General features: G+C 41.0%; 18 protein-coding genes. 4 read left to right on the plus strand and 14 right to left on the minus strand.

What is annotated here, in order from left to right:
* Positions 1-17: 17 nt before the first annotated feature.
* Entirely contained in the window at positions 18-4,436 is a 4,419-nt protein-coding gene (locus QJ048_RS00075; RefSeq protein ID WP_282332222.1) for a T9SS type A sorting domain-containing protein, read from the minus strand.
* Between the two features lie 274 nt (positions 4,437-4,710).
* On the opposite strand from QJ048_RS00075, the gene QJ048_RS00080 reads away from it, so the two are divergent.
* The 3 genes from QJ048_RS00080 to QJ048_RS00090 all read left to right on the plus strand — a co-directional run bounded on the left by QJ048_RS00080 (position 4,711) and on the right by QJ048_RS00090 (position 7,408).
* On the plus strand, positions 4,711-5,376 hold the full coding sequence (locus tag QJ048_RS00080; RefSeq protein ID WP_282332224.1) for a peptidase M10: 666 nt from the start codon (positions 4,711-4,713) through the stop codon (positions 5,374-5,376).
* A 147-nt stretch (positions 5,377-5,523) separates the two neighbouring features.
* Positions 5,524-6,414 carry an ABC transporter ATP-binding protein gene (locus QJ048_RS00085; protein WP_282332226.1) on the plus strand — a complete coding sequence of 297 codons (891 nt, stop codon included), beginning with the start codon at positions 5,524-5,526 and terminating at the stop codon, positions 6,412-6,414.
* Positions 6,415-6,592: 178 nt separating this feature from the next.
* Positions 6,593-7,408 (plus strand): ABC transporter permease, encoded by an 816-nt coding sequence (locus QJ048_RS00090; RefSeq protein ID WP_282332227.1) that lies wholly within the window; start codon positions 6,593-6,595, stop codon positions 7,406-7,408.
* Between the two features lie 122 nt (positions 7,409-7,530).
* Here QJ048_RS00090 and QJ048_RS00095 read toward each other — a convergent pair whose 3' ends face one another.
* Positions 7,531-8,493 carry a TIGR01777 family oxidoreductase gene (locus QJ048_RS00095; RefSeq protein WP_282332228.1) on the minus strand — a complete coding sequence of 321 codons (963 nt, stop codon included), beginning with the start codon at positions 8,491-8,493 and terminating at the stop codon, positions 7,531-7,533.
* 138 nt (positions 8,494-8,631) lie between these two features.
* Here QJ048_RS00095 and QJ048_RS00100 point away from each other — a divergent pair, with 138 nt between their 5' ends.
* Positions 8,632-9,765, plus strand: a complete 1,134-nt coding sequence (locus tag QJ048_RS00100) for a toxin-antitoxin system YwqK family antitoxin (RefSeq protein WP_282332229.1) — start codon at positions 8,632-8,634, stop codon at positions 9,763-9,765.
* A 129-nt stretch (positions 9,766-9,894) separates the two neighbouring features.
* Here QJ048_RS00100 and ftsZ read toward each other — a convergent pair whose 3' ends face one another.
* The 12 genes from ftsZ to rsmH all read right to left on the minus strand — a co-directional run bounded on the left by ftsZ (position 9,895) and on the right by rsmH (position 26,598).
* Positions 9,895-11,835 carry a cell division protein FtsZ gene (gene ftsZ / locus QJ048_RS00105; protein WP_282332230.1) on the minus strand — a complete coding sequence of 647 codons (1,941 nt, stop codon included), beginning with the start codon at positions 11,833-11,835 and terminating at the stop codon, positions 9,895-9,897.
* A 150-nt stretch (positions 11,836-11,985) separates the two neighbouring features.
* Positions 11,986-13,461, minus strand: coding sequence for a cell division protein FtsA (gene ftsA, locus QJ048_RS00110; protein WP_282332231.1), 1,476 nt, complete (start codon positions 13,459-13,461; stop codon positions 11,986-11,988).
* Complete coding sequence (locus QJ048_RS00115) at positions 13,430-14,500, minus strand: cell division protein FtsQ/DivIB (RefSeq protein WP_282332232.1); 1,071 nt, start codon at positions 14,498-14,500, stop codon at positions 13,430-13,432. The genes ftsA and QJ048_RS00115 overlap by 32 nt, the downstream gene beginning before the upstream one ends.
* Before the next feature lie 271 nt (positions 14,501-14,771).
* A complete protein-coding gene (gene murC / locus QJ048_RS00120) occupies positions 14,772-16,142 on the minus strand; it encodes a UDP-N-acetylmuramate--L-alanine ligase (protein WP_282332233.1) in 1,371 nt (456 codons plus the stop codon).
* Positions 16,143-16,224: 82 nt separating this feature from the next.
* On the minus strand, positions 16,225-17,319 hold the full coding sequence (gene murG / locus QJ048_RS00125) for an undecaprenyldiphospho-muramoylpentapeptide beta-N-acetylglucosaminyltransferase (RefSeq protein WP_282332236.1): 1,095 nt from the start codon (positions 17,317-17,319) through the stop codon (positions 16,225-16,227).
* 113 nt (positions 17,320-17,432) lie between these two features.
* Complete coding sequence (locus QJ048_RS00130; protein ID WP_282332238.1) at positions 17,433-18,683, minus strand: FtsW/RodA/SpoVE family cell cycle protein; 1,251 nt, start codon at positions 18,681-18,683, stop codon at positions 17,433-17,435.
* A 70-nt stretch (positions 18,684-18,753) separates the two neighbouring features.
* Positions 18,754-20,094: a UDP-N-acetylmuramoyl-L-alanine--D-glutamate ligase gene (gene murD / locus QJ048_RS00135; protein WP_282332240.1), complete on the minus strand. Its 1,341-nt coding sequence runs from the start codon at positions 20,092-20,094 to the stop codon at positions 18,754-18,756.
* A gap of 143 nt (positions 20,095-20,237) precedes the next feature.
* On the minus strand, positions 20,238-21,512 hold the full coding sequence (gene mraY, locus QJ048_RS00140) for a phospho-N-acetylmuramoyl-pentapeptide-transferase (RefSeq protein WP_282332242.1): 1,275 nt from the start codon (positions 21,510-21,512) through the stop codon (positions 20,238-20,240).
* A gap of 90 nt (positions 21,513-21,602) precedes the next feature.
* A complete protein-coding gene (locus QJ048_RS00145; RefSeq protein WP_282332244.1) occupies positions 21,603-23,069 on the minus strand; it encodes a UDP-N-acetylmuramoyl-L-alanyl-D-glutamate--2,6-diaminopimelate ligase in 1,467 nt (488 codons plus the stop codon).
* A complete protein-coding gene (locus tag QJ048_RS00150; protein WP_282332246.1) occupies positions 23,069-25,177 on the minus strand; it encodes a penicillin-binding protein in 2,109 nt (702 codons plus the stop codon). The genes QJ048_RS00145 and QJ048_RS00150 overlap by 1 nt, the downstream gene beginning before the upstream one ends.
* 4 nt (positions 25,178-25,181) lie before the next feature.
* Positions 25,182-25,541 carry an FtsL-like putative cell division protein gene (locus QJ048_RS00155; protein ID WP_282332248.1) on the minus strand — a complete coding sequence of 120 codons (360 nt, stop codon included), beginning with the start codon at positions 25,539-25,541 and terminating at the stop codon, positions 25,182-25,184.
* Positions 25,542-25,632: 91 nt separating this feature from the next.
* Positions 25,633-26,598 carry a 16S rRNA (cytosine(1402)-N(4))-methyltransferase RsmH gene (gene rsmH / locus QJ048_RS00160; protein ID WP_282332250.1) on the minus strand — a complete coding sequence of 322 codons (966 nt, stop codon included), beginning with the start codon at positions 26,596-26,598 and terminating at the stop codon, positions 25,633-25,635.
* Between the last annotated feature and the right edge of the window lie 13 nt (positions 26,599-26,611).

Below are 26,611 nucleotides of genomic sequence, written 5' to 3' on the forward strand. Positions count from 1 at the left end.
AAATTTACAACCAAAATTTATTGGAACAGCACTTTCGTCACTGTTGTAACACCTGTTGAAGTATTGTATACTCTCAACACATAGATGCCGGGACGAATGTTTCCTCTTTCATATTTTAAAGTAGCAGTTTGAATATTCACTTCCTGTTTAGTAAATACACATTGACCCGCTACATTGTAAAGAGATAATTGATAGTTCTGCGTTTTCTTTCCTGTAATGCTTACATTAAATTCTGTTGTTACAGGGTTTGGCATTACCACAATGTTATCCTTATCTTCTTTTTTAATGGTTATCTTATTGGTGAATGTTGAATTTCCATTTGCCTCCACCACTCTTACTCTATAGTTGCTTACCGAAGCACTCGTCCCTTTGTCAACAAATGCATATCTGCTGGAAGCGTTTGTGTTTTTTGCGCTTGCAGTTGCGATAGCTATATAATTGTCGCTACCAAATACGCTTCTTTCAATAATATAGTTCTGTACGTTCGTTTCGCTATTTGCAACCCAGCTCAACTGATTACCCTGATCGTTTTGTTTACCTGACAGCGTTACTTTCATGGAGAGTACACCGTTGCAATCTCCTGTTACATTGAAATATGCCAGCTTGGTTAAACAACCGCTGTTTACCGACATTTTGCTAACGTACACACCTGCTTCATCAGGCATCAGTGCGGGCATATGCAATTTGGTGCCGGTGCCTACAAGCGTACTGTCTGTATTGGTGTTGATCTTGTACCATTCGAATGTTGCATTTGCAACAGTATCTACACTTAATATCACATCTTTATAGAAACAGTTTGCAGATGCAGTTACGATCGAGTTTGCCAAAGGCAGTATGTTGACGTCGTTCAATGTAGCGTTACCACAAGCATCTACCGCACGTAAACGAACAAGTGAATATTCTACGCCATTGTTAAAAGTAAACACAGGGTTGCTTTGCGGTGGTGCCACAATAGAAGGGAATTCAGGAGAGCTTCCGATTACTTCGTAGGTAAATGGCCCGATTCCTCCTTTTGGTGATGCGCCTACGCTAAAACTGTTGTTATCGCACTGATATGCAGCAGACTGCGCCAGGCTTGGATACGCGTAAGGCGCTACTGTTACTGTATCATATACATGTCCTGTACAACCAGAGATTGCATACTCCAAAATGTAACTTGCAGGCTCTATATCAACAAATTGAAATCCATTTCCCGTTGTGATCGAATAATTGATCGTAGTAGCTGTTCCATTTTTGGAAATGATTGTTGGTGTTGCTGTTCCCAGGTTTGATGACGTTGTAATATTGATTAATGCTGCGCCATTTTCCCATTGCGCCGTTGGGCATTTGGACTGGAAAGTAATGTTACGGTTTACATAACTTGTTACCGGCGTTATTTTCGCAGTGTCCGCAACGCTGCATTTATCACTTCCGATAATTGTGTATTGTTTGTTATTATCCAAACCAGGCAAATTGTTCAGCATAACTGTTTTGCTGGTAGATGTTTGAGTGGTTACAACATCACCATATGGATCATACACTGTAACTGTATATGGAGACGAGCCTGACCCAAATACCACTTTGATATTTGTTGCACCTATTGCGCAGGATTGTGCGGCAGACAATGAGATGCTTATAGGGTTCGGCTGCATACTAAAGCAACGCTTGATTGTGGTATCATAACATCCATCTTTAATCATGATACAATAGTCTCCGTACGGAATTGCCGTAAACGTACCAGTTGTATTTTGTGTTCCAAACTGATTACCATTCTTATCATACAAGGTGTAAGTAGGATTAGTAAGATTGGTTTGTCCCGTGATCTTCACATCCATGGATGCACAACCTTTGGTAATATTTACGTTTTGATTTACAGACAGCATCGGATGTGCTGCTGCAAAATAACGCGTCATTGATGTATCATAACATGGGTCGTTCTGAATTTTCACACTATAAGAGCCATAGGGTATATTGGTGAAATCACCTGTGGCTGAAGTTCCAACCTGGTTGCCATTTGCATCATACAGGGTATATGTAGGGTTTGTAAGATTCGACGAGCCGGAAATAGCAGCATCAAATCCTGTACAGCCCTGGTTGTTTAATGTATATTGTCCTGCGCTTGGCAACAGCCTACTCGCAGTGAAACACGTTTGCATGGTGGTATCGTAACAGGAAGGATCGTTTTTCAACAGCACACAATACTTACCATAAGGAATGCCGGTGAAAATACCTGTTGTGTTTGTTGTACCAACCTGGTTGCCATTTGCATCTACCAATGTATACACCGGATTGTTCACTGAAGTACTACCTGTGATCTTAACATCAAATGTTGCGCATAATCTGGTAAGTGTGTACGTACCCATTGCCGGCACAGGACGGCTTTGCGTAAAGCACTGCATCATTGTGGTATCGTAACAACCCGGATCATTTTTTATTTTGATACAATAAGAACCGTAAGGCACATTATCAAACACCCCTGTAGCATTACAATCGCCTACCTGGTTGCCATTTCCATCATACAAGCAGAATGTAGGATTGTTCAGGTTTGTAGCACCGCTGAGGACAACTTTAAATCCGCTACATGTCAAATTGGAAATCGTATAGTTTCCTTTAGTCATTGGGTTTCTCGCTACGGTAACTTCATTCACTAACGTAGTGTCGTAACAAGTAGCATCATTCTTAATCTTGATGTAATAATGACCATAAGGCACGTTGGTAAACTTACCGGTCGTATTACAATCCCCAACCTGATTTCCACCGTCATCATACAAACAATACAATGGGTTTGTCAAATTGGTTGTTCCTGTAATAGTAAGCGTAAAGCCATTACAATCTTTATTTGAAATACCGTAGCTTCCTACTGTTGGCTTCTTTCTTTTTCCTGACACAGCAATATACATTGTGGTATCGTAACAGCTTGCACTGTTTGTTACTTTTATTTTGTAATCACCGTAAGGCATGTTATCAAAAGTAGGCGTAGTAAGGCATGTACCAATTTGATTGCCATTCAAATCCACAAGGCAATAAAGAGGATTACTCAAATTATTGCCGGAAGCTGTTGCAGAGAACGTTGTACACTTCTGATTGCTGATTGTTGCATTCGCATTTACACTTGGCTGTGTGGGCGCTTGTGCAAACTGCAACGTGATGGTTGTGTCATAACATGCATCTTTAATTTTAATAGAATATGATCCGTATGGAATGGCAGTGAACGCACCCGTGGTATTGTTTGCAACCTGTGTTCCATTTTTATCATACAAATAAAATTGAGGACTTGATAAGCTAGATTGACCAGTTACAGTCGCATCGAATGTAGAACACTGTTTTCCGCTCACACTCACCGTTGCATTTACTGAAGGCTTTATTGGCGTTGCAGTAAAAGTGCGTGTGATAGTTGTATCAAAACATGCGTCGTAGGCCGTTACTTTATACGTTCCGTAATCAAGGCCGGCAAATGTTCCGGTTGTATTACTCGCTATTTGTTGATTTGAGCTGTTGTATAGTTTGTATTGTGTAGGTGATGTGAAATTAACCTGTCCGGTCACTTGTGCCGTAAACGTTTTACAAGTTGGTGTTGTAGTAACATTAGCAGCCAGGGATGGAATCAGATTGTTTGTCCAGTTGATCGTCTGAATGTTTCCGCAAGGATCTTTTACAACAATAACTGCACTTCTTTTATTTGCCAAATGAAATGAAAAACCCGGAGAGTTAACAAACGTCGTGTCTCCTTTTGATAAAGTATAGCCAAACCTAAATCCACTAAACAGTGTACCTGATCCGCTTGTGTTTCCTTTGTTGTCTTTAAGACCAATTGCAACGTTTACCAGGTCACAACCGGCATTAGTAATGGATTGACTATCGATCCACCAATCGTAGTTAAGAATGGTGATACGTCTTGTTTGCTTACCGCCGCAGGAATCCTGCAATTGTACTACATACTCTCCGCTTAACAGATTTGTAAAGTTACCAGATGTATTTGTTACTCCTACAGAAGAAGGAGAAGGCGCTATGATGCTATAAATAAACGGCGTTCTGCCATTCACAGCTCCTGTTACAGAAATGGTGCCATCACTTCCGTTTTTACATGTCACATCTGTTTTAGACAATGCAAAGCGAGGATCGCTATAGCTTCCTGATACAACTACGTTGGCAACCGTAATTTCACATCCCTTAACAATGTCTTTTACATAGACAGTATAGGTACCTGCTGATAGACCAGTTAATAAACGGGATGATGTATAAGAGGTTGTTACAGGCCCGTCGACTCTATAGTTATAATTGTTGCTTCCACCTGTTGCTGTTATTTCAATAGAACCTGTGGCCGTGCATCGTGATTCTGTGGTTACTGTGGTGGCCTTCAGACTAGAACATTCTTGGGAGAATGTCAACTGAACTAAGACCAGTTGGATAATAAGCGGCAGGGCCAGCTTAATTAAAGGGTAGAGTTTTATCTTCATAGGTACACGGATTTGTGAAACGGATATGGATACGACACTACAAAATAAGCCACTTCCAGCGTGTTTTACAAGCGTAAAAATGATTAGGGCAAAAGTGCGCGAACGGTGGTAAATCTACGACGAGGGTTTTTACTCGCCGTTTGTAGAAACACTTAGCCATTTTTCAGCATAACCAATTAGATTTGTTGTGAGTTATGATAATAAGTTCTGAGGTTGAAGCTGGAAATTCAGAAAGGTTAATTATTTGTAACTCCCACTCAAAACTCAAAACCCAATGGGAGAAGCTTATCTTGATCATCAATCAGAATTGTTAACTATTCACTCAAGGTTATTTTTTTATGGTGATGCCGCAAGCGAAATTCTTACAATTCAGTTGGCACAAGACATTCAACAACAGTGGAACGAGTTCCACAAAATAGTTGTTGTAAAGAAAAAGGTCTTCTCATTCGAGCTTCGCATCGAAGGCTTTTACAAACCCTATCTCACGCCTGAGGAAGTTTGGTACAATGATGACCCGAGGAATAATTATTTCCGCATTGAAGAATACTCCAACCAGGATATTTCATTTGTGGATGGCATCGGCAGCAACACTGGTTATTTCAAGCTCGCCAACATACTTGATCATTCCACAACCGCTGCTCACGAGTATGGACATACGCTTGGTTTACTGCATCCCGTTCAATTGGATATAAGAGGAAAAGGCGCTCCGGGAATCATGTACCCCCGCGGCACCATTTGCGATCCGATGTATCAATGGAATCCAGCGGCCGCGCCGGCCACGCCGGGAGGAACGCTAAATCCTGTTCATAGAAAAGTGCTTCAAAGTGATGTCGACAATCTTCAACTACCTAAACTTTCCTTTAGAGACGACAGAGCCATAGTGGGTGAATTTACGAGTGTCTTTCATGAAAAGCACGGAGGCGCAATTAAGAATGAATAATTAATAATGAATAATTAATAGGGCATCATTCTTTGTCAGTTACTCCACCTTCTGTAATATTCTTTTTGCTTTAAAAAATTATAGACTTACATTTAATCATGCTGCAACTCTATTAATTATTCATTATTAATTATTAATTAAAATACCGTGATCCTTTCTATTCAAAACATTTCAAAATCGTATGGAAACATCAAGGCGTTGAATGGCGTTTCATTTGAAGTGCCACAAGGTGCTATATTTGGTGTACTGGGCCCAAATGGAAGTGGTAAAACTACTTTGTTAAGCATTGTTGTTGATGTACTTAAAGCAGACAATGGCAGCTTTCTGTGGTTCGGCCAGCCGGGCTCTCCGGATACACGCAAGAAAATTGGCACATTGCTGGAAACACCTAATTTCTATCATTATCTCTCTGCATTTAATAATTTGAAAATTACGAACAGCATCAGCAGCCGTGGTAATATTAGTGACATAAACCTTGTGCTGGAAAAAGTAAAGTTGCAGGAAAGAAAGGACAGCCGTTTCAGCACATACAGCCTTGGCATGAAACAAAGGCTTGCTATTGCAGGCGCATTGCTAGGATCACCACAAGTGCTGGTGCTTGACGAACCTACTAACGGGCTCGATCCTGTAGGTATTGCAGAAATAAGAGATTTGATCAAAGAACTCAGCCTTGCGGGACATACCATTATCATGGCAAGCCATCTTTTGGACGAAGTGGAAAAAGTTTGTACCCATGTAGCCATTTTGAAAAAAGGAACATTGCTTATGACCGGAGCTGTAGATGATGTACTGATAGACAATGACATAGTTGAAATAAGCGCAAGCGACAACGATAGTTTAGTAAATATTTTACGATCATATAACGGATATGATCAGGTTATTTTAGAAAAAGGTTTTGTGCAAATTCATTTGCCGAAAGGCTCTGCCCGCCCGGAGGAAATAAATGCATTTTGCTTTAGCAAAGGAATAACCCTGAATCATCTTGTTATTAAAAAGAAAAGACTCGAGGCGAAATTTTTTGAACTAACAAACAACTGAAAAATTAAGAATTAGGAATTAAGAATTGTTGGTGATTGAAAGCTCTGCCACGAATGTAGCCTCCCGGATTTGCAAAAATTTTGAGTGTCACTATCTGTAATGAATGCTACACCGGACGAATTCTTAATTCTTAATTCCTAATTCTTAATTGAATTCCTAACCTCTAACAACCACACATATGTTGAATCTCATTAAAACAGAATGGCTGAAGATCAAGAACTACCCTGCATTCTGGTGGATCATTTGTATCACGGCACTCTCTTACCCAGGCATTAACTATACCTTCCTTAGTATTTATCATAAGATCACTGCTCAGAATTCCATGCAGAGCCAAATTGTAAAAGCGTTGGTGGGTAATCCTTTTTCTTTCCCCGAAGCATGGCACACTGTTGCTTTTTTTTCATCGCTGTTTATTTTCATCCCCGCCATTGTAGTGATCATGCTTATTACCAATGAGTACACTTACAAAACGAACCGTCAAAATATTATCGATGGTTGGAGCAGGCAACAGTTTATGTGGAGTAAATTCATTAGTGTAGTTATCATTACACTGATTGTTTCTGTTATTTATTTTGTTGTTAGTCTTATTATTGGTTCTACAAATACTGACAACATTACTGCCAGCAAGTGGGATCAATTTTATTATGTGCTGCTATTTGCCTTTCAAACATTTGCCCAACTTTCCATTGCTTTTTTGATCGGCTTACTTGTTCGCAAATCTTTTATTGCGCTTGCGATTTTCATTTTTTACTTTATCATTCTCGAACCAATATTAGTAGGTGTATTGAAATATAAAGCAAACGATATTGGTCGCTTTTTACCGCTTGAAATTTCCGATCGCCTGATTCCCATTCCCGCATTTATGGGAAAGATTGATGCAGAAACTTATAAGGCGTCACTCGCGGCCATTCAATCGCATATCTTTTTAACGCTAATCGGATTGATGATCACGTGGAGTTTGAGTTTGTTTGTGTACATGAGACGTGATTTGTAATTAATAATTAATAAAGAATAATTAACAAGGCCACATTCAGTAACGAATGTGGCCTTATGGTTTCTTAAAATACCGGAACGTCTCTAACCAACTATGCTGCCACACCTATTAATTATTCTTTATTAATTATTAATTAAATCGGCAATCGCTTTCTCCACGTCCGGAAATATAAACTGAAATCCTGCCCTCCTCAATTTATCGTTGGTTACGGTAGCGCTTTTCAATACCTCAATGCTCATCTCACCAATGGCGATCTTTAGTATAAAAGAGGGGACATAAATAGGTATATAAAATTTGCCGCGTTGCTTAACAGCAAGTATTTCGTTAAGCTTTTTGTTGCTTACGGGATGAGTTGCAACTGCATTGTAGACTCCTTGCATTTTATCGTCCTGTATTGCTTGCATGTATATTCTGCACAAGTCATCGATGTGAATCCAGCTGACTACCTGGTTGCCGGTTCCAAGTATAGCAGACAGCCCGAACTTCAAAGGTTTTTTGAATTCTTCGAGCGCCCCGCCTCCATTTGCCAACACAATACCGGTCCTCAATTTCACGAGACGGATATTCATCTTTTGTACAGGGTCGATACTCTGTTCCCATTGCACACATGTTTGCCCGAGAAAATCGCCATCGGCTTTGTCAGCTTCAACAAAGGGACTCATATTGGGGATCGAAGGATCCGGTCCGTACCAACCTATACCTGATGCGCTTAAAACCGCTTTTACATGATGAGTCCTTTCTTGCAGCGTCTTCACAATTAATTCTGAACTATGGGTTCTGCTGTCTACAATTTCTTTTTTTCTTTTCTCCGACCATCTTTTATCTGCTACACCTGCGCCGGCGAGGTGAATAATATAATCTGCTTTTTCAACTGCGCTACACTCAATTGTTTGCTCCTCGATGTTCCACTCTGCGAATGAAAGATTATGATAGCTGATTGATTGAGGATCCTCTAATTTGAAATTTTCCGAGGCTTCAATTTTATTTCGCGTAAGGATGATAACACTATGTCCGTTTTGCAATAATAATGATGTGAGTCTTTTTCCAATTAATCCGGTGCCGCCAGTAATGAGGATCGTTTCCATCCGAGATGATTAAAAAGTGAGGGTAAAATAATATTGAAAAGGTAAGATAATTTAAAGACTTTCTATTTTACGAACGAGATTTTCTTCTATATTTATACGATCTAAAACTTGCCCCAACGCCGATAAACCTATTACCTTATGACCCCCAGAAAGCTGTTTTTTTCTCTGCTATTACTATGTGGCTTCAACAGTATCTTTTGTCAAACCAGCGGAAAATTTTATGAAGTAGACAGCATTACAAATCGTGTAAGATTATTCTTCAACAGCAACTACATTTTAGTCCCCAAAAAATGCGCAAACTTTGTACGCTTGACAAAAATTGATAGCAATGCAAACTTCAACAGCGACTTTGTTGACTCTACTTTCGACAACAAAATATTGGGTAAGGGCCATTATTCAAATGGCATTAAGGACGGCTATTTTGAATTTTACTATCCAAATGAAGTCTTGCAATGCAAAGGCTATTATTCAGAGAATGAACCTGTGGGCCAGTGGCTATTTTATTATCCTGACGGTAAACAGGAAAGAATATTATCCTTTACAGAAACCGATACCTTATTAACTGATTATAACGATCCTTCCGGCAACCCGGTTGTTGTAAAGGGAAAAGGAAATTTTGTTGGGCAGGTCGCTTATCCCGGGGGTTGGCCCAATCAATTTTTAGTGAGCAAAGGAAATATTGAAAATGGCAAACCAGAAGGCACCTGGACAACAGAGTTTCCCAACGGCCATGCTATTTCCAAAGAAGAATTTAAGGGAGGAAAATTTGTAAAAGGCATTTTGGAAGGTACCCCAAAAGAATCATCTGCTTATCATTTGAAAAATTCAAAGGCTACTACATTTTTTTTAAATAACTACCTTGGGAGGCTGGAAGATTTTGTAGTAGATAGCTGCCACGATTATCTGAGCAGAAGAGTTACCGCTCCTACACAATTTAAGTTCGACTATGGTAAATTTCAAGCAGACATGAGGTCGCGGCTTAATAAGAGTATTGATAAATTTTTAAGTGGAGCAGATAATTTAGAAGGGGCACAAACAACAAAATATTTAACGGTTGAGTTTACCGTTAATAAATCAGGCAAGGCAGAAGATTTCAAGATGAACGGCTTTTGGGGCAATGAGCTGTTCTACGATATTAAAGAATGTATTCAATTAAATACATCATTTCCTCCGGACATTGGTAAAATGTATTTTCACCTTAAAGTAGATTACTCAGGGGGAAATCAGTTTAGCTACGGCTTTTCTCTTTCCCAGGATGCAAACCCACACTAAGGAAATTGCTTATTCGAAAACAAAAAACCGCGATACAAAGAACCTACTCAAATATTAAAAAAAGAAATCCCCTTGAAAAATCAAGGGGATACAACTAAAAACAAACATGGTAGCTAAGCGACCAATAATTTAGTCGGGCTTGTTACCGTCCAAAAAAGTATTTATTGTGCTGATTTTTGCGTTATTATTTTCGTCAGACTTTACAGTGTAGTTGCTGTAAAAATTCTCTACCGGATTTGTGTTGTTGTAGAGTTCCAGGTTGCGGCGGATATATGCCGGCACAGTTTCGAACTCATTGTTTGGATCGGCTGAGTTTACGGTGAATGACAGATTACGTAGTTTCTGTATTCTCTCTGCCGCTCTGCGTCGCTGGTCCTCTGCTTCGTCCGGCATTGCCGGTTCCTCAACAAAAGAGTTATTGCTGGCAGTTGAATAAGTCTGTTCTGTACGCTGCACTTCCGCCGCAGGAACTTCATCCTTAATCACCAATTGCATGTCTAAAGAAGGTTCCTCTTCTTTTGGAACAGACGTTGCTTCCGGTTGCTGAGGGATGTTAGGCTTCGCGTAAGGCGCGGCCTGCGCTTTTGGCGCACCTTGGTCTGCCTTTGGTTCCGCATAAATATTGGATGGCTTGGCCAAGTATCCTCCAGACGCTGCAGACGCTGAAGAATTATTTTGAGTAGATTTCGACTGTTGTGATTGTGACAAGTTCTGTCCTGGCATCTCCGTTTTGGCTGGATGTGAATATACTAACTGAAAAAACTCCGGACCATTTTCATCTGCCTCTTTTTTATCCACAGTATTTTTACTGTCGTTTTCGTCCGTAAAAAACACAACAGAACTCTTATTTGATGGGACTTCTACGAGGGTTGGTTGAAGATCCTCTCTCAACTTTTCTGTTGGTTCTTCCGCCACAAAAGAGATGATACCGCTATCCATTTCATTTTCAGCCACTTCTTCCACCCTCTCATCCAAGGGCAAGGAAAAAGACGTTGAAACGTATGCTTTCGGCTCTTCACGCTGAGGTTCGAGCTTCATGATGATCTTCTCTTCTCTTTTCGGTTGTTCCGGTATTTCCTTTTCTTCTGTTCTGTAAAAAGGATCTTTATATTCAAAACCAGTTGCAATCAGTGTGATGCCAATTTTTCTTTCCAGAGAATTGTCATAACCCAAACCAAGAATCACGTCCGTTTCTTCTCCGGCCTGGCTCAACAAATAATTCTGAATGATGTCCACTTCGTCCATTGTGAACTCGTGGTCACCTTCTGCAGAGTTAATGTTGATCAATATCCATCTTGCACCTTTAATTTCATTGTCGTTCAGCAACGGAGAATTCAATGCTTCTTCAATTGCTTTCTGCGCACGATTTTCACCTTCAACTGCAGCGTTACCCAAAATAGCAACACCACCGTTACGCATTACTGTGCATACGTCGGCAAAGTCAACGTTGATCTGCCCTGTACTGTTGATCACGTCTGTGATACATTTTGCAGCTGTTGCCAAAACGTTGTCCGCTTTTGCGAATGCATCTTTCATTTTTAAGTTACCAAACTGATGACGCAATTTATCATTGCTGATCACCAACAAAGTATCAACGTGGTTCTTCAAATGACTGATACCTTCTTCCGCCTGTAGTTGTCTTTTCTTTCCTTCGTAAGAGAACGGTGTGGTTACTATGCCTACTGTCAATACACCGAGATCTTTACAGATCTTAGCAATGATAGGTGCCCCGCCTGTTCCTGTACCTCCGCCCATACCGGCAGTGATGAAGGCCATTTTGGTATTTACTTCCAATATGCGTTTTATCTCTTCTAAACTTTCTTCTGTTGCCTGCTTACCAATTTCAGGATTGGCGCCTGCACCAAGCCCTTGAGTAAGATGCGGCCCCAGTTGTATTTTATTCGGCACATTGCTTTGTGAAATAGCCTGCGCATCAGTGTTACAAATAATAAAGTTCACGCCCTCAATACTTTGACTGAACATGTGATTAACAGCGTTGCTGCCACCACCACCCACACCTATCACCTTTAAGATAGATGATTTTTCCTTCGGTAGATCAAAGTGAATCATAATTAATAAATTTCGCCAACACCGTAAATGCCGGCTGTGAATAAAATGGTTAGTTAGTATGAAACCCAGTTGTAAGTTTGGAGTTTTAAGTTATAAGTGTTGGAAATGAACGAGCCAAAACTTATAACTTACTACTTCTAACTTAAAACTCTACAAAGCCTTATCTTCTTCTTCCTGGAACAGATCGATCAAACTGTGTTTGAATTTGCCCCAGATATCTTTGAATCCTGAATTGCGATTGTTCATTTTATCTTTCTGAATAACCTGCTCTTGCTGCGGCTCTTCTTCGATTACGATAGGAGCTGCTTTCACCGCTTCCAGTTTTTTCAAATTATCAGGAACAGGAATTTTCTTGAAATCTTTCTCGAATACTTTCAGATTGTTCTCGTAATCGTTGTATCCTTTTAAAATCAGGCCAAGACATGTTGCGTACATTGGTTTTGCCAATTCTTCAATATGACCCGGAGCAAGATGTTCTGTAGGATAACCAATGCGAGTATTTACGCCGGTTACATATTCCGTTAACTGAATTAAATGTTTCAATTGAGAGCCACCACCTGTTAACACAATCCCGCCATTCAGCACTCTGCTATCCATACCAACTTGTTTCAAGTGATAGGTAACAAAATCCATGATCTCACTCATACGTGCCTGTATGATGTTTGCAAGATTCTTCACGCTGATCTCTTTCGGTGGCATACCGCGCAAGCCAGGAATAGTAATGAACGCGTTTGCTTTTGCTTCGTTTGCCAAAGCGCTACCAAACTGCACTTTCATTTGCTCTGCCTGTGTTTTCAAAACACCTAAGCCAGTTTTAATATCATTGGTAATGTTTTCACCACCGAACGGTATTACTGCCGTGTGTCTTAAAATACCATCGCAGAACACAGCAAGGTCAGTTGTACCACCGCCGATGTCAACAATGGCAACACCAGCTTCCATATCTTCATAACCCATTACTGCAGCAGCAGATGCCAGTGGTTGCAACACCAGATCTTTGGTGTGCAATCCGCTTTTTTCAACCGCACGGTTGATATTGCGAATCGCGTTTTTATCACCAGTGATGATGTGGAAATTTGCACCCACTTTTACGCCACCGTACCCAATTGGGTTTGGAATATTTTGAAAATTGTCTACCGTAAATTCCTGTGGTATCACATCAATGATCTGATCACCTGCAGGGATATACGTTTTATATTGGTCAGCTACCAACTGATCGATTTCACGCTGACTGATTTCTTCGTTGTTGTCATGGCGAACGATGTCTCCACGGGTTTGCAAACTTTTAATGTGATGTCCGGCAATACCTACATACACTTCATTGATCTCTAAATTAGGATTGCTGGCATAACAATTTTCAAGTGCGGTACGAATGGCTTTGATGGTTTCATCAATGTTCAATACCTGCCCGTGCTTAACGCCATTAGAGTTGGCACGTCCGAAACCAAGGATCTCGAGCTTACCGAACTCATTTTTTCTTCCCGCAATGGCAGCTATTTTGGTAGTACCAATGTCGAGGCCGACAATAATGGGTTGTTCGTTGTTCATAAATATATGTTTGTTTATAGTTGTTACGTTTTTGAATATGGTGTTGTTATCGTCGTTGTCTGTTACTTCTTGCGGCACCAGCCCTTGTTTGTGTTGAAGGCTTTGGTGCATTGCTTCTTACATTGCCCGCCGTTGGCGCAACCGCATTTACTGCTTGCCCTGCAGGTGCACCTGCATTGCTGTCTGCATCAATCAGTGATAGCGTTGAATCGCTCAAAGTTTCAGGTTGCATTTGCTTCACCGGCGTTGTTGTTGTTGAAACACTATCGCTTCTCATTTGTCTTGCTGCCAGCAACATTTGCTGAATGTTTCTCAGGGCCTGCAGCGAATCGATTCTGTTATCCGCGCCACGTCTCATTCCTATCACTTGTTTTTCGTACTGCACGTTCACCGATTCATATTTGTTCAGTCCTACTTTCGGTAAAATGTTCCTATAAAAAATCATCAACCTGTCAAACTTCGCTTCCACATTTTCACCGTTACCAAATATGATGACGTGGCTACCAACTGTTGGTACCATTTCGAATGTTCGATTTGGTGTGATATCCACTTGTGCAATTTGCGCCGTCCAGAACGAGTCTTTGGCAATAAACAAACTCACTTGTTTGATGTATTGCATCAGCGTGCTGTCTGCCTTACTTAGTTTCACCGCATCAGTCGGAAACCCTGTAAACACTGGTAACTTCACACTCATTTTAGGACTCAATGGCAATTTCGCAAAAGCGCTGTCGATGTAATATGAATTTCCGTTCACCGCAAAAATTCTCGCTATCGGCTCACGCTCTTCTACTTTTACGTGCAGTATCGCTTTGTTATCAAAGAACAGTTCGGCGTCTTTTACCCACAGATTTTTTTCCAGCGTCTCTTCTAATTTCCTTAAATCAAAGCCTGTGATGGCTCTACCTTTCACGCTTCTGTTTGGTGAAACAACATTCATTACATCTGTCTTGTCTACGAAATAATATTCACCAACTCCTCTTATATCAATTTCAATGCCTTTGCATTGTTCGTTATTCTTTTTACCAATTGCAGCTACCAACAATACCACAACGCCACTCGCCATTGCTACCCAAAGCATGGCAGTTAAAACGCGTTTGATATTTATTTTCTTCGCCATAAATCTTACCCCAAGCCTCTCCAAAATGAGAGCAGTCTCTAAGGGCGTAAAAGACTTTATTTAGTTCTAAATATTATTTCCTGATCGCTTTTAACACAGACAAGGCAATGCCTTGTCTCAACTTTGGTGTCCCGCCCAACAGTCATTTTTACAATTATGGTCGACAGTTGGACGGGTACCTGTTGCACAGCAGCCCACTGTGCAGAATATTTTTCAGGAACTAGGAATTAGGAGTTAGGAACTAGAAAAACCTGTAGCGCTCATCTATTTCTTAATTTCTAATTCCTAATTCCTTTCCTATAGGTTCCACCAGTGCATCAATATCTCCTGCACCTGCAGTAATGATTACCTTACCACGCGGATCGACTTCTGATGCCCATTTTAAAAGATCTTCTTTGCTTAGCACTTGCTTGTGCTGGTTCTTCATTTTGTTCAAAATCATTTCACTGCTTACTCCCGGTATTGGTAATTCCCTTGCCGGATAAATCGGAAGCAGTATCACTTCATCAGCTATATCAAGACTTTCGCCAAATGCATCCTGCAGGTCGTTTGTTCTGCTGTATAAATGCGGTTGAAAAACAACCACACATTTTTTATCAGGAAACAAACTTTTCGCACCGGTAAGCAATGCTCTTAACTCTTCCGGATGGTGCGCATAATCGTCTATCAAAATTGTATCGGCATCTTTTCTGATATACTCGAATCTCCTCTTCACTCCTTTGAAAGACGCGATTGCTGCTTTAATTTTTTCTTTTTCTATTCCCAGTTCGTACGCTACAGTGATTGCCGCGATTGAATTCTCTACGTTGTGTTGTCCACCCATATGCAATGTCAATCCTTCAATTCTATCGCCGTTGATCACTACGTCAAATGAATAACTGCCGTTATGCATTTGAATATTTTCCGGATAAACATCTGCTTTGTTGTCGCTTACACTGTAGCGAAGTTGTTTATCCGTGTTAAAATCTTTTTCTCTTGGCAAACCGTATTTGCTTATCAGCAAACCGCCAATCTTGATCTTTTCACTGAACTGAACGAATGTGTCTTGCAACGCTTCTTCAGTTCCGTATATATCCAAATGGTCGGCATCCATGGATGTGATGATCGCCACATCAGGACTTAATCTCAAAAAGCTTCTGTCGTATTCGTCTGCTTCTATCACACACACATTTCTTTGGTTGCTCCAAAAGTTTGTATTGTAGTTTACAGAAATACCACCTAGAAAAGCATTACAACCATAACCGCTGTCCCGTAGCAAATGCGCGACCATTGTGGTGGTAGTTGTTTTGCCGTGCGTTCCTGCTATACAAATATTAAAAGAGCCTTCGCTGATGATCTGCAACACCTCACTTCTCTTTCTCACTTCGTAACCATGTTGCTGATAGTACACCAATTCTGCATGTCCCTTCGGAATGGCCGGTGTGTACACTACCAGTTGTACATCTTTCGGAATGAGGTTCACGTCTTCAGTATAGTGAACCGCCATGCCGCTTTCTTCCAGTGCCTTCGTCAATGGTGTTGCCGTTTTATCATATCCGCTTACTTCAATCTGCTGAGAATGAAAATATCTTGCTATTGCGCTCATTCCTATGCCGCCGATACCGATGAAGTAAATTTTCTTTATATCCCTTAGTTGAATCATTTCATTTTTTTTGAACGCAGATCTTCATGATTGTCAAGATTATTATGATTAGAAAAATCATATTCAATCATGATAATCTGCGTCATCTGCGTTCCATGTTCTCTAATATCGCCTTGGCGATGACCTCATCTGCATTCTTCACTCCCAAGTTGCCAATATTCGTTTTCAATTCATTTTGCAATTGTGCATCTTTTGCGAGATTCACTATTGCTTCTACCAGTTTGTCTTTAGCCTCGCTGTCTTTGATCATTATGCCGGCGTGTTTGGCAACCAGGTTCTGTGCATTTACTGTTTGGTGATCTTCGGCTGCAAAGGGATAGGGTACGAATACAACCGGTTTTTTCACTACACACAATTCCGCGATCGCCATGGCACCGGCTCTTGAGATCACCACATCTGCCGCAGCAAATGCATATTCCATTTTGTTTATAAAGGTGTTGGACCAAACATTTTTATTATCGACTGCTACTTCTGCACCTCTTGCTGCATAAGGCTTTCCGGTTTGCCAGATCAACTGCAGCCCATTTTTTGCAAATGCTGCAATGCCGTTGTCAATGGCTGTGTTGATGCTTTGTGCTCCTAAACTTCCACCAATTGAGAGCACTGTTGTTTTCGCAGGATCCAATCCGAAAAACTGAATACCTTCTTCACGTGTTACGGTTGAGTTGGCAATTGTCGCACGAACAGGATTTCCAGTGATCATGATTTTTGCTGCAGGAAAAAATTTCTCCATTCCGTCACTTGCTACGAAAACTTTTGTTGCGTTTTTTCCGAGCATAATATTTGCCCTTCCGGCAAATGAATTTGACTCATGAATGAATGTTGGAATATTTTTCTGCTGTGCATATTTCAACACCGGAAAACTCGAATAACCACCAACGCCAATAACGGCAGCCGGCTGAAACGAGTTAACGATCTTTCTAACCTGGAAAAAACTTTTGATCAGCTTAATCGGCAGCCCGATATTTTTTATCAAAGAACTTCTGTTGAATCCTGCAATGTCCAGCCCTTCTATTTTATAACCAGCCTCAGGCACTTTTTCCATTTCCATTTTCCCCTTCGCTCCTACAAACAATATCTCAATGGATGAATCTATTTTCTTCAATGCATTAGCGATCGCTATTGCGGGAAAAATATGTCCGCCTGTGCCGCCTCCTGCTATGATTATCTTTTTCAAATTCAAAAGTCAAAAGTTAAAAGTCAAAAACTGTGTCCGATGTACGGAGTACGATGTACGAATTTCTTCACAGCGTACCTTTCTTTTCTATCGGCAACTCACCCTGTTAATTCTTAATTATTAATTCCTGCTTGCTCTGCCTTTTCCACATTCCTCGCCACACTCAGTATAATCCCTATCGCCAGACAAGTGAACAAAAACGAACTACCTCCCATGCTCACCAGCGGAAGTGTTACACCCGTTACCGGAAACAAATTCACATTCACCGCCATGTTAGCCAGTGCCTGTATCACCAAAGTGAAGCTCAGCCCTAACGACAGAAAGGCCCCAAATGCATAAGGGCATTTCCGGAAGATCTGTATGCTTCGGAATAGGAAAACCATGTACACAAATAAGATGAGTGCCCCTCCCACCAAACCGTATTCTTCTATGATGATCGCGTAAATAAAATCCGAATAAGGGTGTGGCAAAAAATTTCGCTGCTCACTATTTCCAGGGCCAAGGCCCATTACACCACCTTTAGCAATGGCAATTTTTGCCTGGTTGATCTGGTAGTTATCATCATCGTCAATATCTTTTCCTCCGTACATGAAGTGTTCAACGCGACTTCTCCATGTGGTCACCCGTACAAACAGCTTTCCTATGCCATGTGCTTTCTCAGTCGAGGCGGAACTCGTCACTTCACTATTGCTACCATGGTGAAAAACTGCTGCCATTATAAGAATGATGATCGGTACCATTGCAATACCAATGATCAGCATCAGATGTTTCATGCTCACACGTCCAATGAACATCAGCAACATGCTTGTTGCACCAATCAGCAAAGCCGTTGAAAGGTTTGCCGGTGCAATCAGGATACACACAATACCAACGGGAATAACGATTGGTAAAAACCCTGTTTTGAAATCTTTGATCACATCCTGTTTCTTGCTCAACAATCGGCTCATGTACATGATGAGTGCAAGCTTCGCCAAATCAGATGTTTGAAATGTAAGGTTGATGATTGGCAGCTTGATCCATCGACTGCCTTTATTCAACTCCGTACCAAAGAACAATGTATATACGAGTAAGGGGATGGCAACAAGAAACAATATCCGCGCCACTTTGGAGTAAACGTTATAGTTTACCATGTGAGCGAAATATATGATGCCGATACCTATTGAAATAAAAACGATCTGCTTGAACAGGTACACCTCCGTGTTGCCTTTGTACATTTTATATGCAAGCGAACCCGTAGAGCTGTACACTACCAGCAGCGACACGAGGGCAAGCAGTATCACAATGGACCAAATCACTTTGTCTCCTTTGGTTCTGCTGCTTAACCCCTTGAAAGCATTTTGTTCTATGTCAGCAATGTTGTTCATTCTGTTCTTAAAGTGTTGCCTGTTTTAGTTACCGGTGGCCCCTAGCCAGTTGCCGGCACTTTGTGTAACCTTATAAATTCTTAACTGCGTCTTTGAATTGTTTTCCTCTGTCTTCGTAATTTTTAAACAAGTCGAAGCTTGCACAAGCCGGGCTTAATAAAACCACATCTCCTTTGTTTGCCAAATGAAATGCTGTGTGCACTGCTTCTTCAGCACTTGATGTACTTGCTATTACGGCTACATCATTTTTAAAAGCGTTCTGTATTTTCAAATTATCCAACCCCATGCACACGATCGCTTTTACTTTTTCTTTTATCAGGTCACGAATCGAATCATAATCGTTTCCTTTATCTACTCCACCCAAGATGAGGATGGTTGGTTTTTCCATGCTCTCCAAAGCGTACCATGTGCTGTTGATGTTGGTTGCTTTGCTATCGTTGATAAAATCCACTCCACGCACGGTTGCAACAAATTCCATTCTGTGCTCAAGTGCTTCGAATGACTGAATGGCGTCACGTATCTTTTCTTTTCTCAGGCCAATGGATGAACCGGCCAGTCCTGCTGCCATAGTGTTGTATTGATTGTGTTTACCTTTCAATGCAAAATCATATACACTCATCTGCATTTTTTCTTCTTCCGTGGCTATTACGACTTCTCCATCCTTAATGTAAGCGCCTTTTTTCAGTTCATTTCTCATAGTGAATGGTAATAAGTTAGATTTAATTGAAAAGTTGTTTATGTTCTGCATGGTTACTTCATCATCCGCACAATAGATAAATGTATCGCCCTGCTGTTGATTCATTATTATTCTGAACTTGCTGTCTATATAGTTCTGAAACTTATAATCGTATCTATCTAAATGATCCTCCGTGATGTTCGTCAGCACTGCTACATCTGGTCTGAATGTTATAATATCATCCAGTTGAAAGCTGCTTATCTCTGCTATGTACCACGGCTTCGGATCTTCCGCCACCTGCTTTGCAAACGAGTAACCAATGTTGCCCACCAACGCACAATCCAATCCAGCTGTTTTACAAATGTGGTAGATCAGCGATGTGGTGGTTGTTTTACCATTACTACCTGTTATGCCAATGATCTTGCTGTTTCCTTTATATCTGTATGCCAGTTCTATTTCACTTATTACCTGTATTCCCTTTGCTCTTATCTTCTTCATCATTTCGTTCTTCTCAGGAATGCCGGGGCTCTTCATCACCTCATCTGCATTCAGAATTTTTTCTTCCGAATGTTTCCCTTCTTCGAATTCTATCCGGTGTTGCTCCAGTTCTTTTTTGTAAACGTCTTTAATGCTGCCACCGTCGGATACGAACACAGCATACCCTTTCTGTTTTGCGAGGATGGCTGCGCCAATCCCGCTTTCACCCGCTCCGAGAATTACAATACGTTTGCTCATAATTTGCTTTCCCAATTGGATTTTGGGGTTCTTCAAAAGAATGGATTTGTTAGTAACTGCACCTCAATGTCTTTTGATCGCCTTAGGGTGGTCATTCAAGAATAGGATTTTAAAACACTTGATCCGGTTTTTCAATGTTACTTCTAGCGGATCTTCAATGTTACAATTGAAAACACAACGCATAATATTGTTACTATCCAAAAACGGGTTACGATTTTACTTTCATGATAACCCAGCTTTTGATAATGGTGATGCAATGGACTCATTAAAAATATCCGTTTGCCTTCGCCATACTTCTTCTTGGTATATTTGAAATAGGAAACTTGTACTACTACACTTATATTTTCTACTAAGAACACTCCACAAAAAATAGGTATCAACAATTCTTTTCGCACTATGATTGCCAGCGCTGCAATGATGCCTCCCAATGTTAAACTTCCTGTATCGCCCATGAACACTTGTGCAGGAAATGCATTGTACCAAAGGAATCCGATACATGCACCCACAAGCGCTCCGATGAAGATGGACAACTCACCAAGGTTAGGAATGTACATGATGTTTAGATAATCGGCTAGCCTGAGGTTACCACTTGCATACGCAAACACGCCCAAACACACACCAATGATCGCCGAGACGCCGGTAGCCAATCCATCAATTCCGTCTGTTAAATTCGCGCCGTTGGAAACTGCTACTACGATAAAGATTATCAGAGCTATATACAGAACCCATGTAAAACTTCTCAATGCCGGTGGTAACAATTTCGCGTAGTTGAACTCGTGGCTTTTTACAAACGGAATGGTTGTTACCGGATCTTTCGCCTCTACAAAATGTCTTTGTACATTGTCAAACTTTACAGTTTTCACATCTTTAACACCAGTGATGTCACCGGTATATTCCCGCCAAACTTTTACGTTTTCGTTAAACAACAGCGTGCTGGCAATGATAACACTCAAACCAACCTGACCAAAGATCTTGAACCAACCCGCTAAACCATCTTTATCACCTTTTTTATAAGGAACGCCTTGTTGTTGTGCAATGCGTTTTGCCCTTAGTTTTAAATAGTCATCTATGAAACCAATTATTCCTAACCAAATAGTGCTGAGGATCATCAGCCTTACATAAGCCTTGTGCAAATCCGCCAATAATAATGTTGGGATTAAAATGGCAAGAATGATGATGATACCGCCCATTGTTGGCGTTCCTTTTTTCTGTTGTTCGCCCGCAAGACCGAGGTCGCGAACTGTTTCACCAACTTGTTTACGACGCAAATAGTTGATGAGTGATTTTCCAAACACCGTCGTAATTACCAGGGACAAGATGATGGCCAGCAAAACACGAAATGTGATAAACTGGAACAATTGTCCTCCGGGAATTTTCCACCCTTCAGATTTAAACCATTCAAATAATTGATAGAGCATTTATAATGACTGAATAATTGAATAACTGAATAACTGAGTTTGTCGCCGAATACCAGGACTCTCCGTTTTTTACTTTTACTTTTTTACTTTTTACTTTCCAAACAACTCGAACATTTCCATTAGCACTTCTTTGTCATCAAAATGATGTTTTACACCATTTATTTCCTGGTACTTCTCATGGCCCTTTCCTGCTATGAGAATGATATCTTCCGGCTTCGCCAAACTCAATGCTGTTTTGATCGCTTCCTTTCTATCTACTATTGAAATAAATTTTCTTTTTGCCGCAGTGTTCAATCCTTCTTCCATTTGTTTGATGATCTCGTTGGGATCTTCGCTTCTCGGATTGTCCGACGTAAAGATCACCCTGTCGCTGTAGTCACATGCTTCCTGCCCCATCACCGGACGTTTCGCCGTATCTCTGTCTCCGCCGCATCCAACAACAGTTATAATTTGCTCGTGACCTTTTCTCAATTTTTGAATGGTTGTCAACACGTTCACCAAAGCATCCGGAGTGTGCGCATAGTCAACAATTCCGATTATTCTTTCTTTTGGTGACACGATATAGTCGAACCTTCCTTCTGCACCGCTCAATACGCTCAGGCATCTCAGCACTTCATGTTTGTCTTCATGCAAACAAATCGCAGCGCCATAAACAGCGAGCAAATTGTAAGCATTGAATTCGCCGATCAATCTGAAATGCACTTCCTGCTCATCGATGATCATCACCAAACCCAGCAAACCATTTTCAAGGATCTTGCCTTTGAAATCTGCCAACGTGCGCAGGCTGTAGAAATACTTCTGTGCGTTGGTATTCTGCAACATCACAGAACCATTCTTATCATCCTGGTTTGAAACAGCGAATGCATTTGTTGGCAATCCGTCAAAGAACGATTTCTTTACGCGCAGGTATTCTGCAAATGTTTTGTGATAGTCCAGGTGATCGTGCGTGATGTTGCTAAAAATGCCTCCGGCAAATTCCAACCCGCTGATCCTATGCTGGTCTATCGCATGCGAACTCACTTCCATGAATGCATGTGTACAACCCGCATCTACCATTTTTTTCAGTAATGCATTTACACTGATCGCATCCGGCGTGGTATGTGTTGATGCCAACACTTCACCGCCTATCTGGTTTTGAACAGTGCTCAGCAAACCTGTTTTGTATCCCAACGCTGTAAAGAGCTTGTACAACAATGTAGCGATGGTAGTTTTTCCGTTTGTGCCCGTAACACCTACCAGTACTAGCTTTTCAGAAGGCTGTCCATAAAAATTATGAGACATGTTACCTGCTGCCACACCACTGTTTTCTACCTGCACATAAGTAATACCTTCTTTCAAGCTCAGCGGAAACTGCTCACAAATGATAGCAGTCGCGCCTTTTTCAATTGCTGTATCTATATATTGATGTCCATCTACATGAACACCTTTGATCGCTATGAATGCCGAACCTTCGCTTATCTTACGCGAATCGATCTGCAGGTCGTTTACATTTACCTGCATATTTCCCTGCACCGAGCGAAGGCTAACCTTGTATAATATATCCTGCAATAATGCCATTAACTCAATTCTATTATTACTGTTGATCCTTTGGCAACGGGCGTTCCGGCGTCCTGCGATTGTGCCGTTACTTTCCCTCTACCTTTTGTAATTACTTTTATTTTCATATTCTCCAGCAGATACAATGCATCCTTCAACCCCATTCCTTTTACATTCGGCATTATATTTTTCTGCACAGGCCTGGCTGTTAGTACAGAGCGGTTGTCGTTTGTTGCAACCGATGTGTAGTCAATTCTTTTTACTGAGTCCACGTAAGGCAGTTTCAGTGTTCGCATTACACATTTCACTTCATCAGTATTGCCAGCTCCGTTGAAAGCAGAACTGTCTTTCCTGATCGCGCTCATTGTGATATTGAAAGAACTTTTGTCTACATTCATCGCGTACAACTTGTCGGCAACTTCTTTAAACACGGGCCCTGCTACTGATGCGCCGTAAAACTTTTTCGCAAACGGTTTATTTTTTATCACCACTATACAAGTGTATTTCGGATTGTTTGCCGGAAAATATCCTGCAAATGATGACTGATAAATTCTGTCTGCATAACCACGACTGCCATTTGCAACGAGCGCCGTTCCTGTTTTACCCGCCGCTCTATAATATGGTGACTGCAAGCCTTTACCTGTTCCTTCCAACATCACTCCTTCAAGGCAAGACTTCAATTGTCTTAATGTTTGTTCGCTGCAAATTTTTTCTTCCAACACCACCGGCTGATTTTCCTTTACCGTAATTCCATCTTTCTGGAAGGAATTAACGAGATAAGGTTTCATCATTTTTCCATTGTTCGCCACCGCGTTATACAACATCAATGTTTGCAGCGGGCTCACCAGCACCTCGTATCCAAAAGCCATCCATGGCAGCGATGTAGCACTCCATGTTCTTGACTTCGGCGTTTTGATCACAGGACTTGTTTCTCCTATGAGATCAACTCCTGTTAGCTGGTTCAGCCTTAATCTTTTTAAATGATTGATGAACTGCTCAGGATTTTTGGTATAGTAAGTTGTTGCCAGCTTAGCCATTCCCACATTTGAACTTTCTTCAAATGCCTCCTTGATGGTTACATCATATTTCCCGTGTTTTTCACTGTCAAAGACCGTTCTGCGCCCGTATTGCCATTTGCCACCTTCCAAATTCACGTGTGTACTTAATGTCGCGTATTTATCTTCCAGCACTGAAAGCATTGTTGCCAGCTTGAAAGTAGAACCGGGTTCTGTTGCCCGCAGCCCGTAATTCAGATCTTCCCAGTAATTACCCTCAGGTGTTCTTCCAAGATTGGCGATTGCTTTTATCTTTCCTGTCGCCACTTCCATCACCATGCAGGTTCCATGCTCACATTCATTTTCGATCATCATCTTCAGCAAAGCATTCTCTGCTATGTCCTGTATGGTTACGTCGATGGTCGTTGTTACATCTTTTCCGTTTTCCGCATCTACTTCATAACCTTCAACGGGTACGGCTACACCACCTGCAATGAATCTTACGAGCTTCTTTCCACTTTCCCCTTTCAGCAAACTGTCGTAAGTTCTTTCCAATCCCACGTTTTGTGCATTTTCACGAGCCAGGCCGATCGTTCTGTTTGCCAGCAATCCAAAAGGATTTAATCTTTTAGATTGTACATCCGGAATGAATCCGCTCTTGTTTCTTCCGAGTTTCACGAGTGGAAAATCACGCAGCTGTTTGTATTCTTCAAACGAAATATTCTTCTTTAATAAAAAAAACCTATTCTTATCTCTGTATCCTTTCTGCAACATCTTTTTATAATCTTCCGTTGAAGCATCTTTAAAAAGGCCTGCTAAAGACAAACTAAGCGAATCCAGATTTTCATTGAATCTCTTACCTCCTTTTTCACGCAATCCTTCTGCACCAAAGTCTATGTAAATGTTGAAGTAAGGAATTGAGGTGCTCAACATGCTGCCGTCTTCACTATAGATCGTTCCTCTTTCTGCTTCAAGGTTTACAATTTTTGTGTGTAAACTATCGCTCTTACTTCTCCAATAATGCCCTTCCACATTCTGAATGTAAAAAGCGCGGCCAATTACAGCTATGCCCAGGAATACAACTCCCAGGAAACTTAAATACACCCGCCATAGTATGTCGCGTTTTACCTCCATAAAATCAGTCGTCCTTTTGTGTTGAACTATCTGCGAGTATCACCGGCGGAGTTGACAATTCTTTTAATCCCAATGGCTCAACCGCTTTTGATAATTCACTTTGCTTGCTGCGAAACATCACTTCACTTTTCAGTGTTTTGAATTCAAATTGCAGCTCCTTTAAATCCTTGTTCGTTTTGTTTATTTCCTTAATCGTTTTGTCCGAATAGTGTCCGTTGTATATATAAATGATCGCCAGCACACTTAGAAAAAGAAAAAAAGGAATGTTCTTGACCACCCACGCATACTTGAACCATCTGCGCCAGGAGGCTTTTTTCTGTTTAACTTCAGGTTCCTTAGTATCGTTTTCTACAACCTCGCTCATTTAATAACTGATTAACTGAATAACTGATGTCTCCGATTTTTGGTGGCCTATATTTTATTTACATTTCCCACACTCAAACAATTCTTAATTCCTAATTCTTAATTGCGTCTACTCGCTCCGCCACTCTCAACTTCGCACTTCTCGATCTCGAATTCCTCTTCATCTCTTCATCTGTTGGAAGGATCGGCTTTTTAGTGGTTGGCTTCATCAAGCTTTCAATCTTCTTACTTTCAAACGGATGCTCTTCTTCTTCCTCAAATGTGCCTTTCTTAAAAAAGCTTTTCACAATCCTATCTTCCAAAGAGTGAAATGTTATGATCGCTGCTCGTCCACCTGGCTTCAAGACTGTCGGCAGTTGCTCCAACATTTCCTTCAGCGCACCAAACTCATCGTTCACTTCTATCCGCAATGCCTGGAAGACCTGCGCGAAATATTTGTTTGGATTTCCTTTTACCACTCCTTGCAAAGCGTTTTTAAAGTTGTGGATCGTTTTAAGCGAAACCGCTTTTCTTATTTCTACAATTTTTTTCGCCAGCGTTTTTGAATTGGTTACTTCACCGTATTGTTCAAACAGCTTGTGCAATTGCGATTCGCTGTAAGTATTTACAATATCGAAAGCCGTTGTCGTTTGTCGCTGATCCATTCGCATATCAAGGTCCGCATCGTAACGGATAGAAAAACCTCTTTCTGCTTCATCAAACTGATGGCTGCTCACGCCAAGATCCGCCAACACTCCATCGACCTGTGTTATTTTATGCAAACGCAGAAATCGTTGTATGTGACGAAAATTGTGTGGTACGAAAATCACACGCTCATCGTCGGGCAAATTCTTTTTCGCATCGGCGTCCTGGTCAAAAGCGATCAGCTTTCCTTCCGGACCAAGTTTTGACAAAATTCCTCTTGAGTGGCCCCCGCCCCCAAAAGTGCAATCCACATATATGCCATCCGCTTTTATTACAAGATTATCCAACACCTCGTTGTATAGTACGGGTATGTGATAATCGCTGCCAGCGTGTTGCGCATCATCTCCGGCCGTTTCTTTTTTATCTTTCTTCATCACTACTTTTTTA

Source organism: Pinibacter soli (assembly GCF_029961145.1).
Classification (GTDB): Bacteria; Bacteroidota; Bacteroidia; order Chitinophagales; family Chitinophagaceae; genus Pinibacter; species Pinibacter soli.

Coding starts and splice junctions, on each gene's coding strand:
- QJ048_RS00075 (WP_282332222.1), bottom strand. CDS start 4,436: ATGAAGATAAAACTCTACCCTTTAATTAAGCTGGCCCTGCCGCTTATT.
- QJ048_RS00080 (WP_282332224.1), top strand. CDS start 4,711: ATGGGAGAAGCTTATCTTGATCATCAATCAGAATTGTTAACTATTCAC.
- QJ048_RS00090 (WP_282332227.1), top strand. CDS start 6,593: ATGTTGAATCTCATTAAAACAGAATGGCTGAAGATCAAGAACTACCCT.
- QJ048_RS00095 (WP_282332228.1), bottom strand. CDS start 8,493: ATGGAAACGATCCTCATTACTGGCGGCACCGGATTAATTGGAAAAAGA.
- QJ048_RS00100 (WP_282332229.1), top strand. CDS start 8,632: ATGACCCCCAGAAAGCTGTTTTTTTCTCTGCTATTACTATGTGGCTTC.
- ftsZ (WP_282332230.1), bottom strand. CDS start 11,835: ATGATTCACTTTGATCTACCGAAGGAAAAATCATCTATCTTAAAGGTG.
- QJ048_RS00115 (WP_282332232.1), bottom strand. CDS start 14,500: ATGGCGAAGAAAATAAATATCAAACGCGTTTTAACTGCCATGCTTTGG.
- murC (WP_282332233.1), bottom strand. CDS start 16,142: ATGATTCAACTAAGGGATATAAAGAAAATTTACTTCATCGGTATCGGC.
- QJ048_RS00130 (WP_282332238.1), bottom strand. CDS start 18,683: ATGAACAACATTGCTGACATAGAACAAAATGCTTTCAAGGGGTTAAGC.
- murD (WP_282332240.1), bottom strand. CDS start 20,094: ATGAGCAAACGTATTGTAATTCTCGGAGCGGGTGAAAGCGGGATTGGC.
- mraY (WP_282332242.1), bottom strand. CDS start 21,512: ATGCTCTATCAATTATTTGAATGGTTTAAATCTGAAGGGTGGAAAATT.
- QJ048_RS00145 (WP_282332244.1), bottom strand. CDS start 23,069: ATGGCATTATTGCAGGATATATTATACAAGGTTAGCCTTCGCTCGGTG.
- QJ048_RS00150 (WP_282332246.1), bottom strand. CDS start 25,177: ATGGAGGTAAAACGCGACATACTATGGCGGGTGTATTTAAGTTTCCTG.
- QJ048_RS00155 (WP_282332248.1), bottom strand. CDS start 25,541: ATGAGCGAGGTTGTAGAAAACGATACTAAGGAACCTGAAGTTAAACAG.
- rsmH (WP_282332250.1), bottom strand. CDS start 26,598: ATGAAGAAAGATAAAAAAGAAACGGCCGGAGATGATGCGCAACACGCT.